The 23,410-nt window shown below is 49.1% G+C and carries 25 protein-coding genes; 5 read left to right on the top strand and 20 right to left on the bottom strand.

The genetic code is table 11. From position 1 onward, the window contains the following. Positions 1 to 28: 28 nt before the first annotated feature. The 4 genes from KDD30_RS17220 to KDD30_RS17205 all read right to left on the bottom strand — a co-directional run bounded on the left by KDD30_RS17220 (position 29) and on the right by KDD30_RS17205 (position 2,109). Complete coding sequence (locus KDD30_RS17220; RefSeq protein WP_211651248.1) at positions 29 to 538, bottom strand: GNAT family N-acetyltransferase; 510 nt, start codon at positions 536 to 538, stop codon at positions 29 to 31. After that, entirely contained in the window at positions 535 to 969 is a 435-nt protein-coding gene (locus tag KDD30_RS17215) for an N-acetyltransferase (RefSeq protein WP_211651247.1), read from the bottom strand. Before KDD30_RS17215 ends, KDD30_RS17220 begins: the two co-directional genes overlap by 4 nt. 164 nt (positions 970 to 1,133) lie before the next feature. Beyond that, entirely contained in the window at positions 1,134 to 1,910 is a 777-nt protein-coding gene (map, locus tag KDD30_RS17210) for a type I methionyl aminopeptidase (protein WP_211651246.1), read from the bottom strand. Continuing rightward, a complete protein-coding gene (locus KDD30_RS17205) occupies positions 1,897 to 2,109 on the bottom strand; it encodes a ParD-like family protein (RefSeq protein ID WP_211651245.1) in 213 nt (70 codons plus the stop codon). The genes map and KDD30_RS17205 overlap by 14 nt, the downstream gene beginning before the upstream one ends. 171 nt (positions 2,110 to 2,280) lie before the next feature. Here KDD30_RS17205 and KDD30_RS17200 point away from each other — a divergent pair, with 171 nt between their 5' ends. After that, positions 2,281 to 3,447 (top strand): glutathionylspermidine synthase family protein, encoded by a 1,167-nt coding sequence (locus KDD30_RS17200; RefSeq protein WP_211651244.1) that lies wholly within the window; start codon positions 2,281 to 2,283, stop codon positions 3,445 to 3,447. 188 nt (positions 3,448 to 3,635) lie between these two features. Here the strand turns inward: KDD30_RS17200 and KDD30_RS17195 are convergent, their stop codons facing one another. The 9 genes from KDD30_RS17195 to rimK form a co-directional block, all read right to left on the bottom strand. Beyond that, positions 3,636 to 4,292 carry a Qnr family pentapeptide repeat protein gene (locus KDD30_RS17195; protein WP_211651857.1) on the bottom strand — a complete coding sequence of 219 codons (657 nt, stop codon included), beginning with the start codon at positions 4,290 to 4,292 and terminating at the stop codon, positions 3,636 to 3,638. Positions 4,293 to 4,673: 381 nt separating this feature from the next. Beyond that, positions 4,674 to 5,120 (bottom strand): NUDIX hydrolase, encoded by a 447-nt coding sequence (locus KDD30_RS17190; RefSeq protein WP_211651243.1) that lies wholly within the window; start codon positions 5,118 to 5,120, stop codon positions 4,674 to 4,676. 142 nt (positions 5,121 to 5,262) lie between these two features. Further along, on the bottom strand, positions 5,263 to 5,595 hold the full coding sequence (locus KDD30_RS17185; RefSeq protein ID WP_211651242.1) for a DUF3332 family protein: 333 nt from the start codon (positions 5,593 to 5,595) through the stop codon (positions 5,263 to 5,265). Positions 5,596 to 5,777: 182 nt separating this feature from the next. Next, the gene (locus KDD30_RS17180) at positions 5,778 to 6,173 is read right to left on the bottom strand and encodes a DUF2391 family protein (protein ID WP_211651241.1); all 396 of its coding nucleotides are present in this window, start codon (positions 6,171 to 6,173) and stop codon (positions 5,778 to 5,780) included. A gap of 513 nt (positions 6,174 to 6,686) precedes the next feature. Further along, entirely contained in the window at positions 6,687 to 8,069 is a 1,383-nt protein-coding gene (locus tag KDD30_RS17175) for a magnesium transporter (protein WP_211651240.1), read from the bottom strand. A 21-nt stretch (positions 8,070 to 8,090) separates the two neighbouring features. Continuing rightward, positions 8,091 to 8,669 carry a mechanosensitive ion channel family protein gene (locus KDD30_RS17170; protein WP_211651239.1) on the bottom strand — a complete coding sequence of 193 codons (579 nt, stop codon included), beginning with the start codon at positions 8,667 to 8,669 and terminating at the stop codon, positions 8,091 to 8,093. After that, entirely contained in the window at positions 8,669 to 9,625 is a 957-nt protein-coding gene (locus KDD30_RS17165) for a CorA family divalent cation transporter (protein ID WP_211651238.1), read from the bottom strand. Before KDD30_RS17165 ends, KDD30_RS17170 begins: the two co-directional genes overlap by 1 nt. A 73-nt stretch (positions 9,626 to 9,698) precedes the next feature. Continuing rightward, positions 9,699 to 10,742, bottom strand: coding sequence for a succinylglutamate desuccinylase/aspartoacylase family protein (locus KDD30_RS17160; RefSeq protein ID WP_211651237.1), 1,044 nt, complete (start codon positions 10,740 to 10,742; stop codon positions 9,699 to 9,701). Further along, positions 10,729 to 11,634 (bottom strand): 30S ribosomal protein S6--L-glutamate ligase, encoded by a 906-nt coding sequence (gene rimK / locus KDD30_RS17155; protein ID WP_211651236.1) that lies wholly within the window; start codon positions 11,632 to 11,634, stop codon positions 10,729 to 10,731. Before rimK ends, KDD30_RS17160 begins: the two co-directional genes overlap by 14 nt. Positions 11,635 to 11,975: 341 nt before the next feature. Between rimK and KDD30_RS17150 the strand changes: the two genes are divergently transcribed. Continuing rightward, entirely contained in the window at positions 11,976 to 12,956 is a 981-nt protein-coding gene (locus KDD30_RS17150; protein ID WP_211651235.1) for a DUF3187 family protein, read from the top strand. Here the strand turns inward: KDD30_RS17150 and KDD30_RS17145 are convergent. After that, positions 12,928 to 13,839, bottom strand: coding sequence for a LysR family transcriptional regulator (locus tag KDD30_RS17145; protein WP_211651234.1), 912 nt, complete (start codon positions 13,837 to 13,839; stop codon positions 12,928 to 12,930). The genes KDD30_RS17150 and KDD30_RS17145 overlap by 29 nt on opposite strands. A gap of 119 nt (positions 13,840 to 13,958) precedes the next feature. On the opposite strand from KDD30_RS17145, the gene KDD30_RS17140 reads away from it, so the two are divergent. Both KDD30_RS17140 and KDD30_RS17135 read left to right on the top strand, forming a co-directional pair. Continuing rightward, positions 13,959 to 15,053, top strand: a complete 1,095-nt coding sequence (locus KDD30_RS17140) for an HlyD family secretion protein (protein ID WP_211651233.1) — start codon at positions 13,959 to 13,961, stop codon at positions 15,051 to 15,053. Positions 15,054 to 15,060: 7 nt separating this feature from the next. Beyond that, positions 15,061 to 16,629 (top strand): DHA2 family efflux MFS transporter permease subunit, encoded by a 1,569-nt coding sequence (locus KDD30_RS17135; RefSeq protein WP_211651856.1) that lies wholly within the window; start codon positions 15,061 to 15,063, stop codon positions 16,627 to 16,629. Between the two features lie 193 nt (positions 16,630 to 16,822). Here the strand turns inward: KDD30_RS17135 and KDD30_RS17130 are convergent, their stop codons facing one another. The 6 genes from KDD30_RS17130 to KDD30_RS17105 all read right to left on the bottom strand — a co-directional run bounded on the left by KDD30_RS17130 (position 16,823) and on the right by KDD30_RS17105 (position 22,476). Next, the gene (locus tag KDD30_RS17130; RefSeq protein WP_211651232.1) at positions 16,823 to 18,346 is read right to left on the bottom strand and encodes a hypothetical protein; all 1,524 of its coding nucleotides are present in this window, start codon (positions 18,344 to 18,346) and stop codon (positions 16,823 to 16,825) included. 289 nt (positions 18,347 to 18,635) lie between these two features. Continuing rightward, a complete protein-coding gene (locus KDD30_RS17125) occupies positions 18,636 to 19,178 on the bottom strand; it encodes a hypothetical protein (RefSeq protein ID WP_211651231.1) in 543 nt (180 codons plus the stop codon). Positions 19,179 to 19,317: 139 nt separating this feature from the next. Continuing rightward, positions 19,318 to 19,809: a methylated-DNA--[protein]-cysteine S-methyltransferase gene (locus tag KDD30_RS17120; RefSeq protein ID WP_211651230.1), complete on the bottom strand. Its 492-nt coding sequence runs from the start codon at positions 19,807 to 19,809 to the stop codon at positions 19,318 to 19,320. Then, entirely contained in the window at positions 19,806 to 21,212 is a 1,407-nt protein-coding gene (locus KDD30_RS17115) for a DNA-3-methyladenine glycosylase 2 family protein (protein ID WP_211651229.1), read from the bottom strand. The genes KDD30_RS17120 and KDD30_RS17115 overlap by 4 nt, the downstream gene beginning before the upstream one ends. A gap of 126 nt (positions 21,213 to 21,338) precedes the next feature. Then, a complete protein-coding gene (locus KDD30_RS17110) occupies positions 21,339 to 21,653 on the bottom strand; it encodes a YbjQ family protein (RefSeq protein ID WP_211651228.1) in 315 nt (104 codons plus the stop codon). A gap of 73 nt (positions 21,654 to 21,726) precedes the next feature. Beyond that, positions 21,727 to 22,476, bottom strand: coding sequence for a dienelactone hydrolase family protein (locus tag KDD30_RS17105; protein WP_211651227.1), 750 nt, complete (start codon positions 22,474 to 22,476; stop codon positions 21,727 to 21,729). 582 nt (positions 22,477 to 23,058) lie between these two features. Between KDD30_RS17105 and KDD30_RS17100 the strand changes: the two genes are divergently transcribed. Further along, positions 23,059 to 23,391 carry a YegP family protein gene (locus tag KDD30_RS17100; RefSeq protein ID WP_371826114.1) on the top strand — a complete coding sequence of 111 codons (333 nt, stop codon included), beginning with the start codon at positions 23,059 to 23,061 and terminating at the stop codon, positions 23,389 to 23,391. Positions 23,392 to 23,410: the final 19 nt, after the last annotated feature.

Raw genomic sequence — 23,410 nt, 5'->3', positions numbered from 1 at the left:
TCTGACACGGTCTTCCTCCTGAGTTCACTCACAATGCAACGCCATACAAAGCCAGTTGACCACCCTGCGGCAAATCTTCCTGAATGTGCTCAAATTGAAATCCTAACCGCGCCAGCAGTTGAATACAGCGCGTATTCTGAGCATCTGTGATCGCGACCAAGCGTTTCAGGTTCATGTGTTGCTTTGCAAAATCCCGAAGACACCCGGCAGCTTCAAACGCATACCCCAATCCTTCATATTCAGGCAGATAGCCATACCCCAAATCGATATCCTGCAGTGAGTCCCGCTTGATCAGGCCGCATATCCCAATGGGTGTATCATCCGATTTCAGGCTCACCCGCAGCAAGCCCATGCCCGGGACTTCGTAAAGCCGGATTAAGTGCTGGATCAGATACCGTTGGGCATCTTGCCGGGTATGCAGTTGCTTATCGCCGACAAACCGCAAAAATCCTGCGGTGTTGTATAAGGCATAAATAAAATCAACGTCTGACTCTGTCAGCGGCCTGATATTCAGACGCTCAGTCGATAAAATAGTCACGACAACTCCCCCGCCAATGATTTCACCAGATAATGTTTGTCCGCATTCTGCGGGAAATCCTCCAGCGTCATCACGCAGCGGTATCCTTGCTTTTCGTAGAACGGACGGGCCTGAAAACTGAATGTATCGAGCAGTACAGAATGGCATCCACACGCTTTGGCGTGGTGTTCAATCTGCGTCAGTAGCTGGCGGCCAATGCCCTGATGCTGAAGAGACGGATCAACCCAGAGGAAATCAATTTGAAGCCATTTTCCCCATACCATTCCACTGACACCACCCAGTTTTTTCCCTTGCGGATCGTGATAAAAACAAGCGACAGGCAGCCTGTCGATGGTCCCGAGATGTGGCAGATTATGCGCACGTAACCCCGTGCGAATCGCTTCGATATCCTCTTCGGTTGGTGCCGTCGTCAATGTAATACCAGCGCTCATGTCCTTCCTTGTCAGCTTTTTGATGATTGATGCACTTGTGCTTCAAATCGGCACAGATGCAGACAATGCTGCGTTTGGCGAGGAAAAGCAACAAGAGCAGTTTTATGAAGGGGAATCAACGCGGATCAAATCAGTTCATACGGATGACCGACAAGCGGATGAACTCAGGCCGCCACTTCTTCCGGTCGCAACGTCAGGACTTCATAGCCGGTTTCCGTCACCAGAACCGTATGTTCCCATTGCGCCGAGAGCTTTTTATCTTTGGTGACAACTGTCCAGCCATCTTTTTGGGTTTTGGTTTTGAACGTGCCTTCATTGATCATCGGTTCAATCGTAAAGGTCATCCCGGGCTGTAACTTTAAGCCACGTCCTTTCAAACCCACATGCAACACTTGTGGGTCTTCATGCATCTCCCGGCCGATGCCATGACCGCAGTATTCACGAACCACAGAATAACCACGACTCTCAGCATGCTTCTGAATGGCATACCCAATGTCGCCCAGCGTCGCCCCCGGTCTGACCTGCTTAATCCCTTCCCACATCGCTTCATAGGTATTTTTCACCAGACGCATGGCATGCGGCTGAACCTCACCAATGCAGTACATTTTACTGGAGTCTGCAATAAAACCGTTTTTCTCTAACGTGATATCAACGTTAATGATATCTCCCGATTTCAGTAGCCGTTGCTCATCCGGCATGCCATGACAAACCACTTCATTAATTGACGTGTTCAGGACGTAAGGGTAATCATACTGGCCTTTACTGGCCGGGCGCGCAGAAAGCTCGCCGGTAATCAATGCTTCCACCCGATCGTTAATAGCCATAGTCGACACACCGGCAGCCACAAAATCATCCAACATAGTGAAGACCGAAGCCAGTAAACGCCCCGATTCCCGCATCAGTTCAATTTCTTCCGCAGTTTTCAGATTAATTTTGTTCATGCATCAATTCCTGAACCGAGACCGCATCACTCAGTAATAGCTTACGAATCAGTTCGTTATAAGTGAGTGTCGGATTCATTTCTGCCAGCAACCCGATTTTGATCCAAAACTCAGCCTGAGCATTAATGGAGCGTGACATCGTCTGACTGGCTTTCCGGATCTCTTCGTGAAGTTCTTCCGAGATTTTAACAATTCCCATTTTGTGACTCGCATCTTATACGTTTGATATACGAATTGTATACGTCATATATATTCCTTTCAACAGAATGGGATCAGGATCCAAGTCGGTCTTTTCAGTCACAACCGGACTTTGCTTTCTGCACGCAGGCGCACAATAATATCGCCCAGTTATTCATATTCGAGCAGTATCATGATTCAGGTACCCATTACGCCCCGTCCCAACTGGAAAACCCTTGCCGACGAGTTTGGATTCCGCTTCCATACACTGGATGGCGAACCTTACTGGATGGAAGATCGCTACTATCAGTTCTCGCTGAAGCAAATTGAAAAAGATCTGGAAGTCCCGACCGCAGAGCTTCATGAAATGAGTCTGGAAGCGACAAACCGCGTGATCCGGGATGAACAATTACTGCGTAAATTTCAGATCCCGGAAAACATGTGGGATCTGATTGCGAGCTCCTGGAAGCAGAAAGCACCCAGTTTATACGGGCGACTGGATTTTTCTTATGATGGAAAGCAGCCTGCCAAACTTCTCGAATTTAACAGCGATACGCCAACCTCACTGTATGAAGCCAGCTTCTGGCAGTGGTTGTGGCTGGAAGATCAGGTCAATGCCGGTAAACTGCCGCGACGGGCGGATCAGTTCAACCTGATTCAGGAACTCATGATTCAGCGAATGGCAGCATTGGGGAACTATCAGCCCGGTCAGACACTGCACTTTGCCTGCTGCCGGGACAGCATTGAAGACAGAGACACAGTGCAATATCTGGAAGATTGTGCAAAAGAAGCCGGCCTGAACATTGCGTTCGTTTACGTGGAAGATATTGGCGTGAACGAAGACGGCGAATTTACCGATCTGGATGATCACCCGATCCGATGGATGTTCAAGCTGTATCCCTGGGAATTTATGTTTCGTGAGGAGTACGCCGTTCATCTGAAAACGGCCAATGTGAACTGGCTGGAGCCAATGTGGAAGAGCATCAGCTCCAATAAAGCCATTCTGCCACTGCTGTGGGAGATGTTTCCGAATCACCCGAACTTACTGCCAACGTACTTTGCCGATGATCCCAAAGCAGCCAGCCTGACTGATTTTGTGAAAAAGCCAATATTCAGCCGGGAAGGCTCCAATATCAGTGTTCACCGCGCGGGCCAGATCCTGCAGCATGAGCCCGGCCCATATGGGGAAGAAGGCTATATTGTGCAGCAATATACGCAGCTGCCTCGCTTTGGTCACAACCATATGCTGATCGGCAGTTGGCTCATCAATGACGAGCCCGCCGGATTAACCATCCGGGAAGATGTCGGATACATCACCAAAGATACCTCAATGTTTATTCCGCATATTATTCTGGATTAACATTTCCCGACGGTAAGCGGCGGAGGTCTCCGCCGTTTTCATCACCGCCGTCACCGATGACAATCAAAAATGCATACCTGAGCCCAATCCTTTTTTACCACGGCGATACCCTCCTTTTGGCAAGGGGAGCGTCAGGGTGAGGTTCGAACAGCGCGCACGGATTTGGCATTTTCACCATCGAAACCGCATCAACCGGGAAGCACAATAACACCGAGTGGTTCCAGCAATTGCGCTTGCTGCCAGTCGCAGATTTTCACTCCTGTTAAATCGACTTTTCGGGGATCAAGCCCATCAAGTTCTGAATGGCTGAGATCTGCCCCCTGGACAGAAAACTGTCCCCAGCTGTCTTCAGAGAAAACACTTCTGCATAAATCCGCCCCTTTCAAAGATGCTCCCCGTAAGTTCGCGCCATACCATTTATTTTCAAATAATTCACATTTTTCAAGACACTGGCGTTCAAAATTGGTATAGCTTAAATTACAGCCAGTAATAAAAGCAGCGCAAAAATACATTTGATGACTGACCTGATTCACAAAACTCGCCTGAATAAAATTGGCACCTTTCAGATCGCTGTCTCTGAATTCAATGCCGAAACAATTGGCACCTTTAAAATTTGCCAACGCTAACTGACAATCTTTAAAACTCGCATCACGTAAGTCGCAATAAGCAAAATCACAGCCTTCAAGAGCACCCGACTCAATCAACTTACAGTTTTCAAAAACAGCATCCCTCAAATTAGCCCGACTAAAGTCACAACGATAAAACTGACAGTGCTTGAAGACAGCCTCTGATAAATCCTGACGGGAAAAATTAACCTGATTAAATAATTCATTTTCTTTGTGCATCATCGTCTCCTTCAATTTGAATCAGAGACTAACACTGCGGATGTACGGAAGAAAGAAAAACAACCCCTTGAAAAACAAAGATTTAAAACACCCTTATTTCGCCATTTTAAGGCACTAAATCAACGCGTAGAGGCACGCAACCCGAATCTTCCGGAGCCGGAGGCGAATAAAAAAGTTTATCTCTTCAGGAGGCGGTAGAGGGCGATTCCCATTTAATGAGCAGATGCTCGGCTGCGATGCAAACTTCATGCGCAGCACGGCTGGATTTACCCTAAGGAAATAAAGAAAGAAATGAAAAATGAAAGTTCTATGACTACTTGATGTCTCAAGTCGATACCGCCTTGTTTTCATACTGACTTGGAAAAGCAAATCAGGTCATCTTTATCGCTGAATCAATAAATATTGATTTGCCTGCAGCGCCACATCCGCCACTTTATCGATGAGATCCGCCTGTTTGCTGACAATTTCACCGACAGACATCCAGCGACAATCACTGGCATCATCCCCCGCTTGTAAATCTCCGGCCACATACCGGCAGAGCACGGGCACCAGAATAAAATGATGATGTCGGTTGTCTGCATCGAATTCGTTCACTTCAACCACTTCCAACAGTTGCTCAGCGATAGCCTGCACGCTGGTTTCTTCTTTCAGTTCGCGCACGGCGGCATCACGCAGGCTTTCTCCCGGCCAGACGGATCCACCGGGAAAGCCCCAGCCGCCTTTTTGAGGTTCATTTTTACGCTGAACGAGGATGAGCTGATCATCTTGATAGGTGACGGCAAGGACAGCCACTTTGGGCGAAGAGAGTGATGATTGAGAATGAGTCATGCCTGGCTTCCGAAAAAGTTAACGGCCGCCATGATATCGCAGGTTACTTGGGGATCAAACCGGAGACCCCGCTTGTAAAAACCGGGAAAGCGAAGGGGTGTCCCTCCCCTTGTATCAAGGGAGGGAAATCAGCGACACTGCATCAGTTCAGTGGTTTGATCGGCGCTGTTTTATATTCCTGATCCAGTTGATCATTGATCTTGATGTAGTCTTCACCTTTCGCATCGTAAATCGATGGTTTTTGTGTGACCACATTTTCACCGGTCCAGAATTCAATCGGGTTCAGCACCATGTAATCTGCCACTGTGGTGACAGCATAAACCGGAGACATCAGAATTGTCAGGCCACCTCGTGCATACCGGTTATCCACCGCATCCATATTGAGTTTCATCGTCGCCTGTGTGGCAGCCATCTGACCCGCACAACCAGTCAGCAAAGATGCCAGAGAAACCGCCACAAAGATCATTTTTTTCATCTTCAATACCCCTGTCAAAAGAAGGGCTGAAGTGTACCAATCGGCTTATTTTTTGGAATCCGGGATGTGTCAAACCTCGTCAAAATTCAGCGTGGGTTCAGAAATAAAACAACGTTCTATTGATGTGGGGAATAGTCATGTTTATGGTTTTGATAGCGGGAATACCAGTGACAAAAAAGTAACTATTCTTTATCAAAACTATCTACGATGATCGCGCCCATCGACGCAGGCATGGCTATGACGAATGCACGCTTCACCGCAACAGTCCAGTTTTCCAGAATTGGAAACTGATCAAGCGAAAACAGGATCAGGCAGACCACTAAATAGGTGATCAGATAAGCACCAAAGACACGCGCCAGAAAAACGGGAACCCGACGCCGGATATTCTGGCCAAACATGGACTGGTAAGCATAGAGACCAATGAATGCCAGCGTTAGGGCAACAAGCACGATCAGGTTCAGTAGCGGCAGGGTTTCGCTCAGTTGCCAGGCTTCTTCAGAGAAAGAGATGGGTACGCCCAGCGCAAAAGCGCCAATCACAATCTGACCCAAATCTTCTGCATTGAATTTCCAATCCATTGATCGCCCCGGTTCTGTTGATGTGGATCTGTGCTGACTACAACTTGGTACTGTCCCCTCCTTTTTAAGGGGGAAGCTAGGCGGGGGTTACTGTGCACAGATGTCAAATTCGTGCGCGCTGTTCGAACCCCACCCTGACCCTCCCCTTGCCAAGGGGAGGGAATCACCGTGCTGGCTTCAAACTCAGTACTCTTCCTCCCCCTTTTTCAAAGGAGAGGCTCGGCGAGGGTTCATGCGCACAAATGTTAAATCCGTGCGCGCTGTTCGAACCCCACCCTGCCCCTCCCCTTGCCAAGGGGAGGGAATCACCGTGCTGGCTTCAAACTCAGTACTCTTCCTCCCCCTTTTCAAGGGGGGAGGCTCGGCGAGGGTTCATGCGCACAAATGTTAAATCCGCGCGCGCTTCACGAACCCCACCCTGCCCCTCCCCTTGCCAAGGGGGGGAATCGCTGTGCTGGCTTCAAACTCAGTACTCTTCCTCCCCCTTTTCAAGGGAGGGAAGAATATCCGGAGTTAACCCAGCAAAAACATGCTGCCCAAGCCTAAGAAGGTAAAGAAACCCACGACATCGGTGACTGTGGTCAGAATCACTGATCCGGACAATGCCGGATCGATTTCGTATTTATCTAAAATCACCGGAATCACAACTCCGGAAATCGCAGCGACAATAATATTAATCGTGATGGCTGCAGCTATCACACCACCGATCGGAATACTGCTGAACCAAAATGCTGCGATGATCGCAATCACAATGGCCCAAAGCACCCCATTCAGACAAGCCACCAGCAGCTCTTTTTTCGCCAGCGTCCACACATTACCAAACGTGATCTGGCCCATGGCTAAACCACGAATGATCAAAGTCAGCGTCTGGCTGCCGGCAATTCCCCCCATGGAAGCAACAATGGGCATCAATACTGCCAGTGCAACCACCTGACTGAGGGTGGCTTCAAACAACCCGATAGTCCAGGATGCCAGAAAAGCGGTCAGCAGGTTAATGCCAAGCCACAAAGCACGCCGTTTCGCACTGAGCCAAACAGGGGAAAACAGATCCGTGTCTTCATCCAGACCTGCTCGTGCCATCAGTTTGGCTTCGTAATTTTCACGCGTGATTTCCATCGCCAAACGCAGGGTCGCCCGCCCAACGAAACGGCCATGCTCATCCACCACTGCCATGGCCGCCTGATCGGAGTGCTCCAAACGTTCCGAGGCATCATCCACATCCATGTTCGCCTTCAAAGGTGATGCAATATCATCTTCAAGGCTATCGACTCGCGCCTGACCATCCGCTGCCAACAGCACGGATAAGGTCACTTCGCCTTTGTACATCCCTTTTTTATCGACAATATAAACCCGGTCCAGCATCGGATATTCTGCACGGCGCACGGCACGAAGCGCCTCAGCTACCCGGGTATTTGGCGTCAGCATGACCAGACTGTGATCCACAAAACGGCCAATCTGCTCTTCATCATATTGCTGGCTTTGTTCATACCAGGTTTTCTGATCCTGGCTCATTTTCGCCAGTGCAAAATCAACCAATTTGTCGGACAGACTCTGCGACAGCTCGATCAGATCTTCTGCATCCAGGCCATGCAACATGGCCCGAAGATCGGGCATGCTCAGGTTGTCGATCAACACACTTCGGGCATCTCCGCGCATCGCTACCAGCACGTCAACCCGTTCTTCTGGTGCAACGGTTTGCCACAAGGCCAAACGTTCATCAATCGGGAGGGTTTCTAACAACAAGCCAATTTCTGAAGTTTCCAGCACTTCAGTGGCTTCATTAAACACGCGCTCCTGCTCTTCATCATGAGCACGGTTCAGATCCTCAACCCACTGACTCAATTCCTGCTGCGGTAAAAGGTCTTTGGCGGCTGTTTTGTTCTCTTCTTCAGTCATACTTCTGTCTTTTAATCGTTTTTATGGGGTGACCTGCGGTGCTTCAGACGGCTGTGGTGGCTCCGGTACTGGCTGTGGCAACTCGGGCAGTTTGGTCAGTTTAATGACTGCTTTTTGCAAAATAATGTTATTGGGATAAGTCACCAGACTGCCATCGACCCGCTCGATCAGGACATGGAACATCGTGATATCTTGAATCACACCACTGATGTCTTCATCTTTATCGACCACTTTCACCATATCGCCAATGCGGTACGGAAAGACAAAAAAGATCAGCACACTGGCCGTCACATTACTGAGCATGGACCACTGGGCGAACAATGCGACACCCAAAACCGCAAATGCAGACGAGAAAAACAGCGAAATATCGCTATAACCCAGTCCCAGACTAATGACGGTAATACTGAAAAGTACGAAAAACACCAGAGATGACAGCACCCGTGAAATAAACCGGACTCTGGCTTCACTGACCATTTTGGTCGTACCCAGCTTGGTGAGCCAAAGATTCAGTACACGCTTGGCAATCATGTAAACAATCAGGAAAGTCAGAATCACAAGCAGGTTATAGCTCAACCGACTTTGTAGAACAGCCTCGAACATTAAATAAATTTCATCCTTCTTAACAAAATGATTTCGAATAAGGTGATTGCAGTGAGCGCAATACAAAACGTCCAGAAAGCCACCGAGGAGTCAACCCCTGGCATGCCGCCGATATTAACCCCCAGCAGGCCGGTAAGAAAACTGATGGGCAGGAAAATAATCGAGATTAATGAAATTAAATAGGTATTTCGGTTCACTTTTTCCGATTGAATTTGCCCCAGATGCTGATTGACGACCTGAATCTGATCAATGTAAAAGTGAATCGATTCGTTAATGCGGATCACCAAATCCCGACAGTTCAAAAGCTGCATCCGAAACACTTCCAGCGCTGGCATATCTGCCTGCAGCATATCGTCCAGTGCGTATCGTTGCGGTGTCAGGAAACGACGGATCTTCAGCAACCGCTTATTCAGATTGGCCAGTGACTGGCTGTCGGCCTCATCCTGATGTTCGGCGAAATATTCAATATCTTCTTCAATCGGGTCGAGAAAGCTTTCGATGTTCCGGTTCAATTTATCAATGATAGTTACCATCATTGCCAGCAGGCTGGTCGGACTCTTGCCTTCTTCACATTGCTTTCGGGCTTCAGCAATCGCACGGGATGGATACTTTCGGGTCGAAATCAAACTGCCCCGGTAATATAAGAACCGGATACTCAACATATCATCCGGATTCGTGCCTTCATTCAAATTGATCCCCCGAAGGATCAAAAGAAAAATATCATCGTCCAGTTGCTCAAATCGTGGCCGGGTATCGTCAGCCAGCAGCGCAGAAATCAACGAACCGGGAATTTCGACAGAGGTCAGCCACTCTTTTAATCCTTTCGCATCGCGCTGACAGTGGTACCAGCATTCTTTCTCAAGCTGATTGCAATCTGCCAGTGTGAGCTGACGTGGCTGACCGCCCAATTGCCACCCATCGATAAACCAATCGGTCTCCGTTGCTGTCTTGACCATAAAAACGCGCCTCCTGTGCGCGAAAGTTGAAGTGGTGATGTCAGGGCATTGCATTCCCCCGAAGGGGAGTGCATCAGGTTACGTCGACTTCATCACTGACTTCATCCAAAAAGTTTTCGATGTGTTGTTCGACTTCTGAACTCGCACCTTTACTGAAATAGGCCAAATGGAAAATGGCATCACCTTCATTGACCAGCGGCATCATCTGCTGACCAATCACAATTCCATCGCGAGGTGCAACCAAGGTTTCTTCCCCCTGTCCCAGCGGGGCACTGATATAGGCCAGAACCTGACCTTTCGTCACGCGTTCACCCAAAGCGGCCACACTGCGAAATATGCCGTTTTGTTCGGCTCTGACCCAACTGCTGGAGCGCGCGATAAAAGGCATTGCCCGTTCTTTCTTGCGGGCGACACGACGAATCATGCCCAGCATACGCATCACACCAATCACGCCTTTTACCGCCGCGGCAATGATCAGAGGCTCAAAGCGCAACGCTTCACCGCCTTCATAAGTAATCACAGGAATGTTGGCTGCATCGGCTACAGCGCGCAAAGAGCCTTCACGAATCGCTGCATCCAGAATCACCGGCGTGCCGAAGGCATGAGCCATCTCTGAACTGGCTTCATTCTCAAGATTTGCACGAACCTGCGGTAGGTTCGCTCTGTGAATCGCACCGGTGTGTAAATCAATAATATGGGTACATTTCTTGACGACATGTTCACTGAACTGGAAGGCCAGTCTGGCAGCAGTGGATCCCCGTTCTGAACCTGGGAAGCACCGGTTCAGATCGCGCCGATCCGGTAAATAACGAGACTTATGAATAAAGCCAAAAACATTCACAACCGGTACAGCCACGAGTGTGCCGTGCAGTTTGGCCGGATTCACTTTATTCAGCAACTGCCTCACGGCTTCCACACCGTTCAGTTCATCGCCATGAATGGCGGCACTGACCAGCAGTACCGGCCCCTGATATTTACCATTCACAACATGCACAGGAATATGCAGCGGTGAATGAGTATAGAGTTGTGCCGCTTCCAGATCGATGGTTGCAGATTGTCCAGGGGGCACTTCCGTGCCCATAAATTCGATGACCTGATTGAGTTTAGCCTTTGCCACTGGTGCGCGTCCTCTGCGGTTTCGCCGTTGATTCTATGTACTTGATTATCATACCGGCAATGTCCTTGCCAGTGGCTTGTTCAATGCCTTCTAAACCCGGTGAAGAATTCACCTCCATGACCAACGGACCCCGTTGTGAGCGAAGCAGATCCACCCCGGCAACTCGCAGGCCCATCACTTTTGCGGCCAAAACAGCCGTTTTACGTTCTTCCGGTGTAATTCGGATCAAAGAAGCAGACCCGCCCCGGTGCAGATTGGAGCGAAATTCGCCCTCAGCCCCCTGACGCTTCATCGCCGCAATGACTTTATCGCCAATGACAAAACAACGGATATCCGCACCGCCGGCTTCTTTTATATATTCCTGCACCATGATGTTGGCTTTCAGCCCCAGAAACGCTTCAATCACACTTTCTGCCGCTTTCCGGGTTTCCGCCAGCACAACCCCAATCCCCTGTGTACCTTCCAGCAGTTTGATCACGACGGGGGCACCGCCAACCATATCCAGTAAATCCCCGATATCATCCGGCTTGCTGGCAAAACCGGTGATCGGCATCCCTACGCCTTTGCGGGAGAGCAACTGCAAGGAACGCAGCTTGTCGCGGGAACGCGTGATTGCAACCGACTCATTCACCGGAAAAACGCCCATCATTTCAAACTGCCGCAGTACGGCACAGCCATAAAAAGTGACGGAAGCGCCGATACGCGGGATGATGGCATCAAATCCCGACAAATCCTGACCTTTGGCGTGGATGGAAGGTTTGTCTGAATTGATGTTCATGTAACAGCGCAGCGCATCGATAACTTCAACCTCATGCCCGCGTTCACGGCAGGCCTCGATCAAACGTCGGGTTGAATACAGCTTTGCGTTGCGGGAAAGAATACCGATTTTCATTGTTACTCCAGATAAGCAATTACAGGTAGAGCAAAACATGGAACAACCGGTGAGATGTCATGCCTCTTCCGGTAAGGCGAAATCTCAGTTCAGTCTGCAAGGATGACATGACATCCGGCCTTCAGTCTATTGAGTGTAGTGAATACACGCTGGACGCAACTCTGGACACCCCCAAAGATTGCAAAGCTGAGGCAACGGACCGCATCGTCTGATTCTATACTTTCTGTGAACTGAGAAAAATTTTGCCTTAAGTCCAACAATATAGCGTCAAAACTGGCATCTCGCCTATCAGAATCATCAAGATGCCAGCAAACAGTTACAGGTCCACCATCAAACACAGCATGATCAATTTTCGTAACGTCACACACACAGGAAGTCTGTTCATTTCAGGGATCACGATCTGCACGGCCAGTGCGCCTGCGGCAACCGGCCCGCAAGATTTCGGGCCGCTGAAAACCTATGCACAATCACCAATTCAGTCCACCAGCCTGAGTCCGCAGCTCAGAAGCGGATTCGCGCTGCCTGTACATGGCAAAGAGTTTTATCTCAATACGACGGCTGCCAGCATCTGGGCCGAAACCGACGAATACAGAGCAGATTATTACCAGTCCACTTTCAGTACAGGCTTGATGTGGCAAGTCACACCAGGCTGGCAACTTGAACTGGATGCCAGTTGGCGGGTTGCACTCGATACACATCTAGATAATCTGACCTTTGGCTTTCACCGCATGTTCGGGATTGATCTGAATGGCAGGGAAGATGTCCCCAGACACAGTTTCGACATCTCCATTCCTGAATACGGCGTTGAGTATTCAGATTTTAAGGGGGAAACACTCACGCGGACCGTGACTCTATACAGTGGTTGGCAGCTTTGGGATCAACCCAACGAAGCTTTGTCGCTGGGCGCTTCACTCTATTACAACTATGTCGGATCCGGTCCCTTTCATAACCATAACTTCGAACAAGCCCTGCAACTCAATTACAGCTATCATCGGGATCGTCACCGATTTCATACCCTGCTTGGCGGCGTATATCGCCATCATCCGGCGGCACTGATTCCATACAACAAACTCACTTATGCTGCAGCGGCTGGCTGGCAGTACCAGTTCAACGGCCCGCACCGGTTCCTGCTGGAATACCACTTCTATGAAGGAGCGACCGAAGCGACATCCGCTTTATCTCAGCCTTCCAATGAAGTCTTGATCGGGTATCGTTACCACTTCCCCACCAGCGTGCTTGAATTCATCCTGATTGAAAACGTCTTTAACATGGATAACAGTCCGGATGTAGCGATTACCTTGGGCTACCGTCAACGCTGGTAAGCACTTCGAATCTTTCCAGCAGAAAATCAATAAACAGGCGGAGTCGATTGGGAATTAAGTCCCGTTGCGGATAAACGAAACTGATGGGCACCACAGGCGAAATCCAGTTTGGCAGAATCTGGACCAGCTCCCCTTTTTCCAGATGTTCCCGACAGATAAATTCCGGTAACATCGCGATGCCCAACCCATCCAGACAAGCACTGACTGCCGAGGTTATCGTGTTCACACGAAAGCGATACGGCAGATCGATCTGAACCCGTTCATCGCCTTGCTCCAATTCCCAGTACGCCAGTTTCACCGCGTTAAAGATCTTGACCTGATGATGAGGGGGCACCAGATCCGCCGGGGTATGGATCTCGCCCTGTGCCGCTAAATAGTCCGGACTGGCAACCAGAATCCGGCGCGATGAATGAAAGGGCCGGGCAACCATGCCGGAATCATTCATATCACCAACCTGAACATATAAATCGATCCCTTCCGCAACCAAATCCACCTCGCGATTGCTCAATTCGAGATGAAGGCTGACCAGCGGATAGGTTTTCAAGAACTCATTGATATGTTTGCCAAACACCTTCTGACCGATTTCTACCGGCATCACAACGTTCAGACGCCCGCGAACCAGATCCTGATTCGCAGACACTTCCAGCTCTGCCTGACTGGCAATTTCAACCAACTGTCGGCAGGACTGATAAAAGGTTTCACCTTCATGGGTGAGTACCAGATTCCGGGTGCTCCGGGTCAGCAACCTGACGCCCAAGTCCTTTTCCAGGTCAGCAATTTTTCGGCTGATGGTCGATTTCGTAATATCCAATGCTTCAGCAGCCTGCGTAAAGCTGCCACATTCCACCACCTGAGCAAACATTGCCAGCGCATTTAAATCCATGCCTTCACCCATTTAACTAAATTCTGCAACAGTGTTTTCGTTTTTTCCTAACTAATAAACTAATTCATATTTTTTTACAATTGCCATCCAAATGATAAATCACAACAATATGAGCACACATGGCTGATCAGTCTTCCCAAAAAAAATCTCGTCTTCCCCTGATTGCAGCGCTGACTCTGGGCGTTGCTGCCGCTTCTGTCGCCGTTTACTGGTCCAGTTACGGCCGCTATTTTCAATCGACCGATAATGCTTATCTGCAAGGTGAAATCACCAATATCAGTCCGAAAGTGTCCGGTTACATTCAGCAGACCTTTGTCAGTGATAATGATCAGGTTCAGGCCGGTCAGTTACTGGCAATTCTGGATGACCGTGATTATCAGGCCGCCTTCGAAAAAGCCAGCGCTAATCTTGCCGTTGCTGAAGCGGCGATCACCAGCCTTCAGGCCCAATCGATCCTTCAGAAAACGGTGATCCGCCAGTCAGCCAGCCAGGTTGCTTCGGCACAGGCCGATCTCGAACGCGCGGCACAACAGGACCAACGGGCACGTTCACTGTTAGCGAAAAGCTACTCCTCTCAGGATGAAGTCGATGATGCCCGCTCACATCTGAAAGTCAGCCAGGCCGATCTGGATGCTGCCCATGCCAGCCTGCAGGCGGCAAAAGATCAGCTCTTAGTCCTGAACAGCCAGAAAGTTCAGGCAGAAGCTGCTGTTCGTGAGGCGAAAGCGCAGGTAAAACAGGCGGAACTCGATCTCAGCTATACCCGCATTACGGCACCCGTCGATGGCATTGTCGGCAAGCGCAGCTTGCGGATTGGCTTATATGTTCAGCCGGGCATGCCGCTCCTGAGCCTGGTGCCGACCGAAGCGGTGTGGATTGAAGCCAATTTCAAAGAAACTCAGTTGGCCGACATCCAGCAAGGGCAACCGGTCGACATCGCGCTGGATGCTTATCCAGGCCAGACAATCACAGGCATTGTCGACAGTTTCTCTCCGGCGACTGGCGCAAAATTCGCCTTACTCCCCCCGGAAAATGCAACCGGCAATTTCACCAAAATCGTCCAGCGCGTCCCGGTGAAAATCGTGATTCCGCATCCGGAGCAATTCAAGGGCCAGCTCTTGCCAGGGTTGTCTGTGGTGGCCACCATCGACACCCATCCTGCGTCTGAAAAAGCGACGGAAACGCTGGCAAAAGCAGAGGTCAGCCATGAGTGAACAGGCAATGCCCCAAGCGGCCTCTTTGCCTGCACAACCCGCTGAGCATGAAGTGCCACGACGCCATTGGATTGCACTGCTCGGCGGGATGCTGGGCGCTTTTATGGCTATCCTCGACATTCAGATCACCAACTCATCCTTAAAAGATATTCAGGGCGCACTCTCGGCAACACTGGATGAAAGCTCCTGGATTTCGACCTCTTATCTGGTGGCCGAAATGATCGCCATTCCGCTGAGCGGCTGGCTTTCCAGAGCACTGGGCACCCGGCGCTATCTGATTGGCACCACGGTGATTTTCACGATCGCGTCTTTGCTGTGCTCCATCGCTTGGAATATGGAGTCGATGATCCTCTTCCGAGCCATTCAGGGCTTCAGCGGCGGAGCTTTGATCCCACTGGCGTTTTCATTAGTCGTGCAACTGCTCCCGGTCCATAAACGCGCCATTGGCATGGCACTCTTCGGAGTCACCGCGACTTTTGCGCCTTCCATTGGCCCAACGCTGGGCGGATGGCTGACCGAAAACTTCTCATGGCATTACATTTTTTATATCAATGTGCCCCCGGCCATCCTGATGATTGCCATGATCCGTTACGGTCTGGATGATCAGCCCGCGACCCCTGATGCGTTGAGGCAGGCCGATTGGGTTGGTATTGCAACCATGGCGATTGGCCTGGGGTGTCTGGAAGTGATGCTCGAAGAAGGAAACCGGGAAGAATGGTTCAGTTCCCAGTTCATTATCGGACTCACCGTTATCGCCTGCGTAAGTTTGATCGGATTTGTCATCACCGAGCTGCGGCATCCCAAACCACTGGTGAATCTCCGGTTGCTTAAAAATCCGCATTTTGCCATGTCCGGACTGGCCTACCTGATTCTGGGAATGGCCTTGCTGGGCTCTATTTATGTGCTGCCTTTATATCTGGCTCAGATTCAGCACTACAATGCGTTAGAAATTGGCAAAGTGCTGATGTGGATGGGATTTCCACAACTCTTGCTGTTCCCGTTCATTCCAAAGCTCACCCGGGTGATACAACCCAAATATCTGGTGGCGTTCGGATTTACCATGTTTGGAATCAGCTGTTACGTGAATACACACATGACAGCCGACTTTGGGGGCCAGCAACTGATTCTGTCGATGTTACTTCGGGCATTGGGCGGACCTTTCATCATCGTGCCGCTGTCCCTGGTCGCAATGCAAACCATCCGCAAGCCAGACACGGCAGATGCATCCACAATCACCAATGTGCTGCGGAATCTGGGCGGTGCATTCAGCATTGCATTGATCGCCACTCTGCTCGACAACAAAGCACGAGAGCATCTGGCCCGGATCAAAGCCAGTTTACCCAGCGTCAGCAATGATGCCTGGCACCAACTCGCGCAACAGGCTGGGAACTACCTTCAGCAAGGCAGCGATCCCAACACCGCCATTCTGAAAGCCAAAGCCAGCCTGGCGCAAAGCATGCAAACCGACGCTTACATCATGGCCTACAACGACGTGTTCATGATGATGACCGGTTTTCTCGCCTTTGCCGCCATTCTGATCCTATCACTGCCCAATGCTGCGCCCGCCAAAGACTAGCGCATCCGGCTGACTTGACACACAAAACGCCTTGCCTATCGGTTCTGGCAAGGCGTTTACTTTAAGCGACACATCGGAATCAGCAGGCTCAAAGATAATGAAAAACGATAAAGCACATGGTTCCAGTCCTATGAATGCCAAAGTAAATCGAGGCAAGAAATCCATCATCAAAGGAACAGCAATCAATCAAAATTTATTCACTGGATAAGTCCTTTTCTTTTAACTCTTTCGGTGAATCCACGTCGTCTTCCGTATGCCAGTACACATAGACGGTTCCCAAAAAAATCAGGCTGCAAAATACAATCCAGAAACGATACATATTCAGATTCACTTTGATATAGCTGAATTCGGGCGGAATCTTTTCCAGATGATAAATAAACACCACCAGGGTTTTCTCATCGGTCAGGAAAAAACTGACCGATGCCTGCATCGTCTGATTGGCACCGTACAGATACTGAGTGACCAACTGCCGGATTCTCGTGTACAGCGCATTCGAGTGAACCCGTTGATTTTCTGAGAGATGGAACGCATTGGCCCGAAGTGCTTTCAGCGACAAGGGTTTTACATCAAATTTTCGTTCGCCAATATCAATGTTGATATAAGGCTGTGATAACACTTTTTCTTTTGCTGCAATAAATTCAGATTCAAGGTCCACTTTCTGTTTTTCAACCTTGTCCTTCCCTCTCAGCAGAGATTTGATCGTTCTGAAATCAAAGCTTTCCCGACGCAGGTGCACTGGAATGGTCTGCCAAACTTCGCTGAAGAGATTCTCCGACAGTTGCTCAACCAAAGGCATATCTATTTCACTGGTGGCCCGTAACATGCCAGGACGATTTCCGGGAGAAAAATAAACCCCTTCAAATTGAATCGTATCTCCTGAATCAAAAGTGGATAACTGCTGAGGGTCAATCGTATTCAGGATCTGGTAATTTTCATGGAGATTGACAATGCGTGCATAATCCCGATAAACCGCAGACTGATAAAACCGATCGGTCATCAGAACCAAGACATAGCCCAACACAAACCAGATCAACATACCCCAGCGCAGGTTTTTCTTGGTTTCTTCTGAAGACACATGAAGGGGCTGATGATCAACCGATTGAACTTGAATATGATATTCTGGCTGAAACACCACATGACCATGGACGGTATAATTTTGATCTTTTTTAAATTCAAAATTCTTCGCTGTTATCGGAAATCCATTGATTTCACCAGGGCTTGAAAATAAATAACCATCCGTTCTTCCAACAGGACAAAACTTCCCATTCAGCTCATAAATAACGTGCTGTGTGGTTGTTTTTTTCGACACCCACAATAAAAAAATGATACCAATTGCATTACACAAAAACAAGAAGTCCGGTGAGTCGTAGTATGTCATGACAGCGAATACAATCATATTTAATAATACAACAACACCTGAAAATAAAATAATCTCCAACAACCAAGGATGATTATTCTTGATTTCCGGCAGAGAAAAATAGGGAGACAATGACTCGAGAATATCGAAATCATCTATTCGAGTCACGTAGAATTCATTTTTAAAAAATACACCTTCGATGTGAAACGGTTGCTTTTCAGCCTGATCAAACGCCTCCGTTTCTTCGGCGGAAACAACGGTCGGAATGCCCGACTCAGGCCAGTACACAGAGTTCAACTTCAGATCATCCATATACACAGTTGAATACGTTTTGTGCAATGGCCCTTCAAGCGCAATCACTCGATTATCCCTGAATTTTTGTTGATAAATTTTCTTCAACAGTTTCATCTGCTGAGTCGACAAATGAACTTTGTGCCTTTTTCTAGCGAGTTTTGAAATCCTTTTCTGTTTTTCACATCCATCCATGACCAAGCCAGCGATCATGGCCACAAACAGGTACACAGACCCAATCATGAATAAAATCAGTAAAATCATAGCAACGGAGGGATCAGCCGAACACAGAGAGACCCCTTTCTAAAGCGACTATCAGCGCCAAAAAATGAAATGGGTTGTCTATTGATTTCGCCTTTTATTGCGATATTTTTTCCATCTCATCACCATACGGCGATGTTTGGGCTTCCAAATCCATAATTTCTTGTGGCGGGAGAAATCTGACAGCACCTTTAAATAAGTCCTTTTTGTCGTAAGGAATCGTCCCATAAGGAAATAATTCTTGAAACTTATTCATGAGATCTCCCTTTCTACCTGGATGACAGAAAATATCTGTCGAAGTGAACTTATACTTATCAAGGACAATGCTTCCGTCTTCACATTCTTTATAAATATAGCTACGATGATAAATCAAAAAATAGTCTCTTGGTTCATCATGATCATCATGTTCCCTTAAAAAAAAGATATCATTATGTGTACTGATTCGCTGCGACAGCAGGTACTTATCTAAATTTGTTTGGCTTAGTACCAACCAGGTCACCCCAAGACCACCAAAACCGACCAATGCAGAAGAGCCAATGATAAAAACGGCAGGAATCATTAAGATCGCGGTAGTAATCAGCATGATTTTTAATATTTTATTGCCAATTTTAGATGCGTAAACATGATCTTCAGAAATCAACCGCCTACTTTCTCAAAAGTTAGAAAATTTTCTCATTTTTTGAAGCGGGGAATCAGAACCTTGGGGGACGGTGGGGATTTTTCTGTGGTTCGGAAAGCCAAACAGGGCGCGCTGCGCCCTATTTACATTGTAAATTCGCTTACTTTTTCACGGTCAGACCTTCATGTGCCAGCAACCATTGTTTTTTATCCAGCCCCCCGGCATAGCCGGTCAGTGTGCCTGAACTGCCGATGATCCGGTGGCAAGGCACCACAATTGGAATCGGATTTCTGCCATTCGCTGCACCCACAGCCCGGACGGCTTTCGGACGCGCAATGCGTGAGGCAATGTCGGCGTACGAACAAGTCACTCCAAATGGCACGGCAGTCAGGGTTTGCCAAACCTCCTGCTGAAAATCAGTGCCTGCCATGTTCAGCGGCAAGTCGAACGTTGTTCGCTGACCCGCAAAGTATTCTGTGAGCTGCTGAACCCCGGCTTGGGTAATTGCGTTATCCATATCCTCTGGCTTTTCTGTGGCATCAAATTCAATGGTGAGAATTGCAGATGCATCCGCAACAACCGCCAGCCAGCCGATCGGGGTATCAACCAACTGCCGGAATCGCGGGGATTCAATTGACGTTTGAGACTTCATAACATGCTCCATAAATACAAAGTGAGATAACTGCGCCAAGGGGCGGCGGCTGTTTCTTCGACCGGGTGTTCCCATTGTGCCAGCGCTTTTTTCACCCCCAAATCTCCCGACAGAAAAATATCCGGGTCGCTTAAGCCGCGCATCCGCATATAGTGAAGTGTCCAGGGACCAATACCCGGCAGGGCCAACACTTCTTTTTCCGGCGCGTCCAAACCTGCAGGATGCGACTGCGCAAAGCGGGCAAAATGCTGTAAGGTTTCACGCCGCTTCTGTGGCATGCCGAGTTGCTGCAAATCCGCCGCCAGCACCTGCTGTGGCGAGGGGAAAAACAATTGCGTTTCACCACTGTCCGGGTTCAGTTTCACCAGTTTTTCGACTAGGTTTCGGGCCGCTTTGACAGAAACCTGCTGACCCAGAATCGCACGAATTCCGGCTTCAAACGGGCTCCAGATCCCGGGCAACCGGATGCCAGACTGAACCTCTGATGTGTCGGTTGATGCCATCGCCTGCCGAATTGCATCTGCGATCCGATCGCTGTCTGCATCCAGATCCAGACAACGCCGAATGTTTTGAATCACCGGGATCAGACCACTCAACTGATCAATCTGAATCGTCACGTCAAAACAACATTTTTCCGGGCGGTGCGTGGCCGTAAATTCTCCCTGATAATGTTGTTCGGGCGTCCCAGCGCGCGAAGAAAATGTCCGGCCATAGCTATTTTCTTGCTGCCATTCCAGACCGGGAATGAATCTGGCGGCATAAAAGCCATGCACCTGTTTCCAGTCATAAGGGGGTCGATACGCAAGCTGAAGCTGAATCCCCTGCCCCAATGGCTGATCAGCTTTTCCTTGCTTACGCAGTTGCGAGGGCGACAGATTGAACTGTTTCTGAAAACAGTCATTGAACCGGCGAACACTGTGAAAGCCACTCGCATAGGCAATTTGCGTGATCGGCAGTTGGGTTTCATGAAGGAGTTTTTTAGCCATCAGGCATTGCTGATACAGGCTGTATGCTTTCGGCGAAAGGCCCGTGGCTTCGGTGACTAACTGGCGTAGGTAACGATCCGTGACGCCCAAACGTTCCGCCAGATTTTCCAGTGACTGATGCATGAGCGTGCCCTCATCCAGCAATCTCAGGGCACGTTTCACTGTTGCCCCTGTTCCCATCCAGGCCGGGGAACCCGGCGCACTGTCCGGACGACACCGCAGGCAAGGACGATAACCGGCCTGAGCGGCTTCAATGGCGGTTGGAAAATATTCCACATTGGTTTCTTTCGGCGCGGGTGCAGGGCAAATTGACCGGCAATAAATCCCGGTGGTTTTCACTGCCGTAAAGAATAATCCATCGTAACGCGGGTCTTTTGCCAGCCTTGCCTGCTGACACTGGGTGGGTGATAAATCCATACACTGAGCCTGTCAAAGTCCATCTGCACGCCATTGCTTGCTGGCGTGACTTCATTCATGTGCTCAGTGTACGCTGCTGACCGGTGAAAACTAGCCAGAATCGGAACTCAATCCAAAAGAAAACAGTTAGCTTAGTTTCACCGCTGTTCCATACACCAGAATTTCAGAAGCACCCTGCATGATGGTGCTGGTGGTAAAGCGCAGATTCACAATCGCATCCGCTCCCATATGCTCTGCTTCCGCAATAGCCCGGTGCATGGCTTCTTCTCTGGCTTCCACCAGCATCTGGGTGTAACCACGGATCTCTCCGCCAAAGATGGACTTGAATCCAGCCATGATATCGCGGCCAACATGTTTGGATTGCACGACGCTGCCGCTCACAGTCCCCAGCACTTCCCGAATCGGACGATGCGCGACGTCCGGTGTCGTTACACAAAGCATAAACAGTCCCCCGGTCTCTCAAGCGCGGCACCTGTGTGCCGCCCTGAATTTTTATGATTATCAGTCTGTTGAATTATAGTTCTTCATCCAGATATTCAAGAAACCGCTGCCAGGATTTACGGTCAGCATCCTCACGATACCGGTCGGAACCAAACACAGTGAATGCATGCGGCGCACCACTGTAGACAATCATTTCATTTTCAATCCCGGCTTGTTCAAGAGACTGGTTCAGACTGACAAAATCCGACATCGGCACTGCGGTATCAGCAGCCCCGTGAAAGACCAGCACATTCCCTTGCGTCTTGCTGTAGTTCTGCCCGGCCGGTGTATCCAGCCCACCATGGAAAGACACAAAGCCTTTCATATCCGCCCCGGATCGTGCAAGCTCCAGCACGGCAGCCCCGCCAAAGCAATACCCCATGGCAACGGCATCTGACACATTCCCGCCCTGACGCTTCGCTTCCGCGATGGCCCCTTGCATCAGCTTGCGCATCTTCTCCCGGTTCTGATAGAGCTCACCCGTCAGTTTTTTTCTGTCTTCTACTTTGTCCGGTCTGATGCCTTTGCCAAACAGGTCAACCGCAAAAACCGAGAAGCCCTTATCCGCCAGCATCTGAGCCCGTTTGACCTCATAGTCTGTCAAGCCATCCCAGTCGTGAATCATCAGCACCAGCGGTGCATTGTTTTCCGGTGAGATAAAGTACCCTTCATAAGCCGCACCATCGACCTGATACTGAACAGCTTTCCCTTCAGCCGCCATGCCCGGTCCCGCTATCATCCCGGCCAGCACTGTCAACGCACATCCCGCTTTTGCCATTTTCATGAACATTTCCCCATCTAATTGAAAAACGACAGATCTCAAGTGTAGGACAGCCAACAAAGTCGGTGCTTTTTTAGCCACCGAACAACTTGGTGCCCTTAAAGTTACCCACCGTTTTTGTGGATAAACTTATTTACTCTTTCCAAAACAGTCGTTTAAAAAATGCAAACAGCATTTAGACCAATTTCGCATTTCAGTTTTCGATTGTCGAAATCTTCACCACATCGATTTCTCATGAAACATCGTCTAAGATCAACCCTCATAAATAATTGATTTATATGGATTATGTTTCATCATCACTCGCCTGCCATACACCGCAGTCGGTGAAAACGACTCCGCCTGTGATGAAAAAACCATTGTTCATGTTCAGTATTTTCAGTTTTTTCTGTCATCCAGCGTGATTGGAAAGGCGCCGGAAGGATTGATAAAACTTCACGCAAACGCCCGTTCTGCTTCAACGTAAGCCGGAAACAACAATGCTGCCTGTGACAACAGACAAGATCGTGTCTTCAGACAAATCTCACACTCTTTTGTAAAAACAGGACTAATCTTGATCTAAATTCACGACACAACAAGGAGTTGGACATGGGCAGTTTTGAGCTGAAAAAAGCAAAAAATGATCAGATTTACTTTGTTCTGAAAGCCGCCAATGGCGAGGTTATCCTTAAAAGTGAGATGTATACCACCAAGGCTGCCGCACAAAACGGAATCAAGTCCGTTCAGACCAATTCTCCGGATGCTGGACTGTACGACCTGAAAGAAGCCGCAAACGGCCAATTCCACTTCAATCTGAAAGCCAAAAACCACCAAATCATTGGCAGCAGTGAAATGTATAAATCGAAATCAGGTGCAGAAAATGGGATCAAGTCGGTGCAGAAAAACGGGCCGACCGACAAGATTAAAGATCTGACTGTCTGAGCCGCACATGACCAATCCG

It is taken from the genome of Photobacterium sp. GJ3 (genome assembly GCF_018199995.1).
Lineage (GTDB): Bacteria > Pseudomonadota > Gammaproteobacteria > Enterobacterales > Vibrionaceae > Photobacterium.
This window is presented reverse-complemented; position numbering and strand designations above follow the sequence as displayed.

Coding starts and splice junctions, on each gene's coding strand:
- KDD30_RS17190 (WP_211651243.1), bottom strand. CDS start 5,120: ATGACTCATTCTCAATCATCACTCTCTTCGCCCAAAGTGGCTGTCCTT.
- KDD30_RS17185 (WP_211651242.1), bottom strand. CDS start 5,595: ATGAAAAAAATGATCTTTGTGGCGGTTTCTCTGGCATCTTTGCTGACT.
- KDD30_RS17205 (WP_211651245.1), bottom strand. CDS start 2,109: ATGGGAATTGTTAAAATCTCGGAAGAACTTCACGAAGAGATCCGGAAA.
- KDD30_RS17150 (WP_211651235.1), top strand. CDS start 11,976: ATGATCAATTTTCGTAACGTCACACACACAGGAAGTCTGTTCATTTCA.
- map (WP_211651246.1), bottom strand. CDS start 1,910: ATGAACAAAATTAATCTGAAAACTGCGGAAGAAATTGAACTGATGCGG.
- KDD30_RS17165 (WP_211651238.1), bottom strand. CDS start 9,625: ATGGTCAAGACAGCAACGGAGACCGATTGGTTTATCGATGGGTGGCAA.
- KDD30_RS17175 (WP_211651240.1), bottom strand. CDS start 8,069: ATGACTGAAGAAGAGAACAAAACAGCCGCCAAAGACCTTTTACCGCAG.
- KDD30_RS17120 (WP_211651230.1), bottom strand. CDS start 19,809: ATGAAGTCTCAAACGTCAATTGAATCCCCGCGATTCCGGCAGTTGGTT.
- KDD30_RS17110 (WP_211651228.1), bottom strand. CDS start 21,653: ATGCTTTGTGTAACGACACCGGACGTCGCGCATCGTCCGATTCGGGAA.
- KDD30_RS17145 (WP_211651234.1), bottom strand. CDS start 13,839: ATGGATTTAAATGCGCTGGCAATGTTTGCTCAGGTGGTGGAATGTGGC.
- KDD30_RS17100 (WP_371826114.1), top strand. CDS start 23,059: ATGGGCAGTTTTGAGCTGAAAAAAGCAAAAAATGATCAGATTTACTTT.
- rimK (WP_211651236.1), bottom strand. CDS start 11,634: ATGAAAATCGGTATTCTTTCCCGCAACGCAAAGCTGTATTCAACCCGA.
- KDD30_RS17135 (WP_211651856.1), top strand. CDS start 15,061: ATGCCCCAAGCGGCCTCTTTGCCTGCACAACCCGCTGAGCATGAAGTG.
- KDD30_RS17170 (WP_211651239.1), bottom strand. CDS start 8,669: ATGTTCGAGGCTGTTCTACAAAGTCGGTTGAGCTATAACCTGCTTGTG.
- KDD30_RS17115 (WP_211651229.1), bottom strand. CDS start 21,212: ATGGATTTATCACCCACCCAGTGTCAGCAGGCAAGGCTGGCAAAAGAC.
- KDD30_RS17215 (WP_211651247.1), bottom strand. CDS start 969: ATGAGCGCTGGTATTACATTGACGACGGCACCAACCGAAGAGGATATC.
- KDD30_RS17180 (WP_211651241.1), bottom strand. CDS start 6,173: ATGGATTGGAAATTCAATGCAGAAGATTTGGGTCAGATTGTGATTGGC.
- KDD30_RS17140 (WP_211651233.1), top strand. CDS start 13,959: ATGGCTGATCAGTCTTCCCAAAAAAAATCTCGTCTTCCCCTGATTGCA.
- KDD30_RS17200 (WP_211651244.1), top strand. CDS start 2,281: ATGATTCAGGTACCCATTACGCCCCGTCCCAACTGGAAAACCCTTGCC.
- KDD30_RS17195 (WP_211651857.1), bottom strand. CDS start 4,292: ATGCACAAAGAAAATGAATTATTTAATCAGGTTAATTTTTCCCGTCAG.
- KDD30_RS17105 (WP_211651227.1), bottom strand. CDS start 22,476: ATGAAAATGGCAAAAGCGGGATGTGCGTTGACAGTGCTGGCCGGGATG.